This is a genomic window from Micromonospora sp. AMSO12t, assembly GCF_008806585.1.
Classification (GTDB): Bacteria; Actinomycetota; Actinomycetes; order Mycobacteriales; family Micromonosporaceae; genus Micromonospora; species Micromonospora reichwaldensis.
The window spans coordinates 1-5,624 of sequence record NZ_WAAS01000355.1; the positions used below are offsets into that span (position 1 = coordinate 1).

At 75.0% G+C, this 5,624-nt stretch carries 5 protein-coding genes; all 5 read right to left on the minus strand.

What is annotated here, in order from left to right; translation table 11 throughout:
- Positions 1-10: 10 nt before the first annotated feature.
- Entirely contained in the window at positions 11-1,687 is a 1,677-nt protein-coding gene (cydD, locus tag F6X68_RS30165) for a thiol reductant ABC exporter subunit CydD (RefSeq protein ID WP_151457431.1), read from the minus strand.
- A complete protein-coding gene (locus F6X68_RS30170; protein ID WP_151457432.1) occupies positions 1,684-2,691 on the minus strand; it encodes a cytochrome d ubiquinol oxidase subunit II in 1,008 nt (335 codons plus the stop codon). The genes cydD and F6X68_RS30170 overlap by 4 nt, the downstream gene beginning before the upstream one ends.
- Before the next feature lie 10 nt (positions 2,692-2,701).
- A complete protein-coding gene (locus tag F6X68_RS30175; protein WP_151457433.1) occupies positions 2,702-3,952 on the minus strand; it encodes a cytochrome ubiquinol oxidase subunit I in 1,251 nt (416 codons plus the stop codon).
- Between the two features lie 270 nt (positions 3,953-4,222).
- Complete coding sequence (locus tag F6X68_RS30180) at positions 4,223-5,128, minus strand: M56 family metallopeptidase (RefSeq protein WP_151457434.1); 906 nt, start codon at positions 5,126-5,128, stop codon at positions 4,223-4,225.
- A 10-nt stretch (positions 5,129-5,138) separates the two neighbouring features.
- On the minus strand, positions 5,139-5,597 hold the full coding sequence (locus F6X68_RS30185; protein ID WP_151457435.1) for a BlaI/MecI/CopY family transcriptional regulator: 459 nt from the start codon (positions 5,595-5,597) through the stop codon (positions 5,139-5,141).
- Positions 5,598-5,624 lie beyond the last annotated feature (27 nt).

The following is a 5,624-nucleotide window of genomic DNA, read 5'->3' on the forward strand; positions in this document are numbered from 1 at the left end:
CGCTCGTCGGTCATCGGGTGGCCTCCCCGGCCGCCGTCGGCGTCAGCTCGGTGACCCGGCCGTCCTCGATGCGCAGGATCCGGTCCGCGTCGGCGAGCAGTGCCGGCCGGTGCGCCACCAGCAGCGCCGTCCGCCCGGCCACCAGCCGGCGGGTGGCGTCGAGGACGACGGCCTCGGCGGCGGTGTCCAGCCGGGCGGTCGGCTCGTCGAGCAGCACCACGGGCGCGTCCCGCAGGAACGCGCGGGCCAGCGCGACCCGTTGCCGCTGCCCGCTGGACAGGCCGTGCCCGCGTTCGCCGAGGACGGTGGCGAGCCCGTCGGGCAGCCCGGCGACAACGTCGTCCAGGGCGGCGTCGTGGACCGCCGTGGCGAGCGCCGCGTCGGGGGTGTCCGGCGCGCCGAGCCGGATGTTGTCGGCCAGCGGGGCGGCGAAGAGGTGGGCCCGCTGGGGCACCCAGGCCACCTGGCGGCGCCAGCCGTCGGCATCGGCGTCGGCCAGGTCGACCCCGCCCACGGTGACCTGGCCGGCGGTCGGGGTGACGAAGCCGAGCAGCAGGCCGAGCAGCGTGCTCTTGCCGGCGCCGCTGGGGCCGATCACGGCGACGCGCTCGCCCGGCCGGATGGTCAGCGTGACGTCGCGCAGGGCGGTGGTCCGCTCGTACGCCACGGTCACCGCCTCGAACCGGATCTCGCCGCGGCCGTCGGGGACGGCCGCGCCCGCGCCGCGCGCCGGCGCGGGGGCGGCGGCCGACAGGGTCAGCGCCTCGTCCAGCGCGGTGAGCCCCTCCATGCTGGCGTGGAACCGGGCGCCGGCGGCCCGCAGCGGGAGGTACGCCTCCGGGGTGAGCAGCAGCACCAGCAGCGCGGTCTGGAGGGTCAGCCCGCCGCCGAGCAGCCGCACGCCGACCGGCACGGCGACCAGCGCCACCGAGAGGGTGGCCACCAGCTCCAGCACCAGGGCGGACAGGAACGCGATCCGCAGCGTCTTCATGGTCGCGACCCGGTGGCCGTCGGCCATCCGGCGGACCACGTCGGTCTGCGCCCGGGCCCGGCCGAACGCGCGCAGGGTGGGCAGGCCGGCGACCATGTCGAGGAAGTGCCCGCCGAGCAGGGAGAGCCGCCGCCACTGCCGCTCGGTGGCGGCCTGCGCCTGCCAGCCGAGCAGCGCGCCGAAGATCGGGATCAGTGGCAGGGTGACCGCGATGATCAGCGCCGAGCTCCAGTCGGCGAGGAAGATCCGGGCCAGTACGGCGACCGGCACGGTGACGCTGAGCACCAGCTGCGGCAGGTAGCCGGTGAAGTACGCGTCGAGCGCGTCCAGCCCGCGCCCGGTCAGCGTGGCGAGCTGCCCGGCGCGCTGTCCCGCGACCCAGCCGGGGCCGTGCCGCCCGACCGCCCCGAGCAGGTCGGCCCGCAGCGTCGCCTTGACCGTCGCCGCGACCCGCGCCGACACCGTGCCCTGCGCCCAGAGCAGCAGTGAGCGGGCGGCCACCGCGGTGGCGAAGCCGGCCAGCGCGGGCCGGTCGAGCCGCCCTTCGAACGCGGTCGCCAGCAGCGCGGCCAGCGCCGTGGCCTGCGCGACGACCAGCCCCGCGGCCAGCACGCCGAGCAGCGCGAGCACGGCGAGGTCGCGCCGGGCCCCCGGGACCCGGCGCAGCAGACGCGGGTCGAAGGGACGGCGGTTCACCAGTACACCGGTGCCCTGCCGTCGGTCCGTCCCCGGAACACCCACCAGCACATCGCCTGAAAGCCTAGTAGGGCCGGCAGGAGCGGCAGCGTCAGCCAGCTCAGCAGCCGCAGCGTGGGGGTGCTCGCCGCCGCGTCGGCCACGGTCAGCGACGCGCCCGGGTCGACCGTGGAGACGAGCGCGTAGGGCCAGATGGTCGCACCGGCCAGCGCCACCGGCAGCGCCAGGGACGCGCAGGTGGCGGCGAAGGCCAGCCCCGGCCGCCGCCGCGCGAGCGCCGCCCGGGCCGTCAGCAGCGCCGCGACCAGCAACGACAGCAGCAGTACGCCCACCACCGGCTGCCGTGCGGCGGCGCGTACGTCGGTGGAGAGCAGGCCGAGGACGGTGGCCGCGCCGACTGTGGTGAGCGCGACCGGGACGAGCCGGCCGGCCAGTCGCCCGACCGGCGCGGCGTCGGCGGCGGGCAGCCGGAGCGTGAGGAAGGTCGCACCGTGCAGCGCGACCAGCGCGACGACGGCGAGCCCGGCGGCGGCCACGAACGGGGTGAAGAGGTGGGTCACCCCGGCGACGTGGCCGTCGGCGTGCAGCGGTACGCCCTGGAGCAGCCCGGCCAGCACGGCACCCCAGCCGAGCGCGGCGAGCACGCTGCCGACGACCACGATCCGGTCCCACCAGGCGCGGGCCCGCTGCCCGTCGGGGCGGCTGCGCAGCTGCACGCCGGCGGTCACCAGGATGACCCCGGTCAACGCGGCGAGCACCGCCGGGTAGAAGCCGGAGAGCAGTTCCCCCTCCAGCACGGGGAAGGCACCGAACAGGATGCCGACGGCGGCCACCAGCCAGACCTCGTTGCCGAGGAAGAACGGGCCGACCGCGTTGAGCGCGGCGCGGCGGCGGGCAGGGTCGGTGCCCCGGGCGAGCAGCAGGCCGACGCCGTAGTCGTAGCCGCCGAGCACCAGGTAGACGGCGAAGAAGAGCCCGAGCAGGGCGTACCAGGCGAGTTCCACGGTCGTCTCCTCAGGCGAAGGCGGGCTCGGGGTGGGGGTCGGCCGGCGGCTGGTCCGGTTGCCGGCCCAGGGCCGGGTCGTGCGCGCCCCGGGCGGCGTGCCGGGCCAGCAGCACCCAGTTCGTGACGGCGAGCGCGCCGAGCAGCAGGCTGAAGCCGATCAGCGAGGTGAGCATCAGCCAGGGGCTGACCGGCGACACCGCCTGGTCCACGGGCAGGAGCCCGTACGCGGCCCAGGGCTGGCGGCCGACCTCGCGGGCGATCCAGCCGAGGATCATCGCGACGAACGGCAGCGGCAGGGCGAACTGGAGGATCCACAGCGGGACGCGCAGCCGGATCACCCAGTCCCGCCAGAGCAGCGGGAGCATCAGCCAGAGCAGGCCGAGGGTGAAACCGATCAGGATCATGAAACCGAGGCCGACGTCGGCGAGGGCCGGCGGGGTGTAGTCGCCGGGGCCGAACCGGGCGGTCCAGTCGGCGATCAGCGGCGCGGCGGCGGGGTCGTCGCCGAACTTGGTGGGCTGCACGTCGCTGATCGCGAAGAACTGGGCGAAGCCGAAGCCCTGCACGAAGAAGATCGCCACCGCCGAGGTGATCAGGCCGATGCGTAGCCCCTTGCGGTGCAGGGCGAAGTCGTCGGTGCGCCGGACCAGGTGCCACGCGCTGACCGCCGCCATCAGCATTCCGCCGACGAGCAGCGCCGCCGTGACGACGTGCCCGAAGGCCACGCGGAAGGTGGGGTTGTCCAGCAGCGCGGAGAAGTCGGTGAGGTGCGCGACCCCGTCGCGTACCTCGTAGCCGACCGGGTTCTGCAGCCAGGAGTTCGCCACCATGATCCAGAACGCCGAGGCGTACGCGGTGATCGCGACGCCCCAGAGCAGGGCGAGGTGGACGCCCCGACGCAGCCGGTGCCAGCCGAAGATCCACATGCCGAGGAACGTCGACTCCAGGAAGAACGCGACAAGCGTCTCGATGGCCAGCGGCGCGCCGAAGACGTTGCCGACGTAGCGCGACAGTCCGCTCCAGTTCAGCCCGAACTGGAACTCCATCACGATGCCGGTGGCGATGCCGAGCACGTAGTTGATCACGTAGAGCTGGCCCCAGTAGCGGGTCAGCCGTTCGTAGACCGGCTTGTTGGTGATCACCCAGGCGGTCTGGAGACCGACCAGCAGGGTCACGAGGCCGAGGGTCACCGCCACGAAGAGGAAGTGGATCGAGGTGGTGGTCGCGAACTGCAGGCGGGCGAGGAGCAGGGTGTCCATGGCCGGCTCTCCGTACGGTTGGCTCACTTGTCGTAGCGAGCCTACACGTAGATTCCCTACGCATAACTACTATGGCCCGTCGTAGACGATGCTACGACGTTTTGTAGTAGCCGTGGGGGAGGGTGGGGGCGCCGGGCGGTTCGCGTACGCGGGCGGTCCGGTCCCAGCATGTCCGGCGGCGATCCACGCGGCGGTAACTCCACCGGGCGCGGGAGCACGCCGGCGGTCCCCGAGTGCCGGCGGGCGGCACGGGGGCGGGCCGGCGCCCGGTCAGCTCAGGAAGAGGGAGACCGGCAGGGCGGCCACGTTGGTCGCCACGGTCAGCGCGGCGGCCCCGAGCAGCCGGGGCGGCCGGTCGGCGACCAGGAGCCGCTGCACCCGGACGTCGAGGTCCCGGTCGCCCAGGCCGAGCGTGCCGGCCGGAGTCACCCGGTTGCCGGCCGCGGCGAACCGGCGCAGCGCACCGGCCAGCGGGGCGTCGGCGTGCGCCTCCCGGGCCTTGTCGTCGGCCCGCATCTCGACCAGCAGGGCGACCCGGTCGTGCGCCTCGCGGACCCAGGCGAACCAGGGCAGCGCCCGGCTGAGCGCGGTGAACGGCAGCAGCACCAGGTCGTGCCGTTCCTGGGCGTGCGCCCGCTCGTGGGCGAGCACGGCCGCCAACTCGGCGCTGTCCAGCAGGTCGAGCGTGCCCGCGCTGACCACCACCCGGGGCTTCATCCCGGGCAGGCAGTACGCCGCCGCGCTCGGATGGTCCAGCACCAGCGCCCCGGGCACCGTCGGGTCCCGGCGGGCGACCAGGGCGAGCAGGTCCCGGTGCCGGCGCTGGGCGCGTACGGTGCCGTGGATGCTGCGGACGGTCGTCGTCAGCAGCACCGCGCCGATGCCGAAGCCCACCCCGACGGCGGCCAGGTGCGGCGCGCCCAGCCCGACGGGCAGGGTGCCGTGGGCGAGGTCGGTGGCGAGGGCGACCAGCGCGCTGCCGGTCGGGCGGTCGTAGGCGGACAGGCCCAGCGCCATCGGCACACCCATGGCGGAGAGCCCGAGGGCCAGCCCGACCGCCTGCCAGCAGACGATCGCGACCCGGGGACTGCGCCACGTCCAGGTGGAGCGGGACAGCACCTGCGCGGTCAGCCAGCAGGCCAGCATCGACGCGGCGAAGTGCAGGGCGTACGCCACGACCGCCGCCCTACCTGTCCGCTGCCCTGTCGGCCCGGGGCGGTTGGCCGTCGACCGACGGCGCCTCGACCCGGTCGGTCAGCGCGTCCCCACCGTGCCCGGCCCCTTCGGCCTCGGCCCCGAGGGCGGCGCGCAGCACCTCGGCCTCGGTGCCGGTCACCGAGCGGGCGAAGCGCACCAGCGCGGCGTCCCGGCTGCCGCCGAGGTCGAGGGCGTCGAGCATGAGCTGGGCGATGTACGCCTCGCGGCTGGCGGCGGCCCGGTATCGCCAGGCCCGCCCCTCCCGCTCGCGCTGCACCATGTCCTTGCCGGCGAGCCGGTCGAGCACGGTCATCACCGTCGTGTACGCCAGCTCCCGGCCGTCCAGCGCGTCGGCCACCTCGCGCACGGTGATCCCGTCCGACGTGCCCGGGACCGAGTCCCACAAGACGTCCATCACCGCACGTTCGAGATCACCAAGCCGAGTCACGCCGCAATCCTACCCCCCGTAGTAGAC

Coding starts and splice junctions, on each gene's coding strand:
- F6X68_RS30175 (WP_151457433.1), bottom strand. CDS start 3,952: ATGGACACCCTGCTCCTCGCCCGCCTGCAGTTCGCGACCACCACCTCG.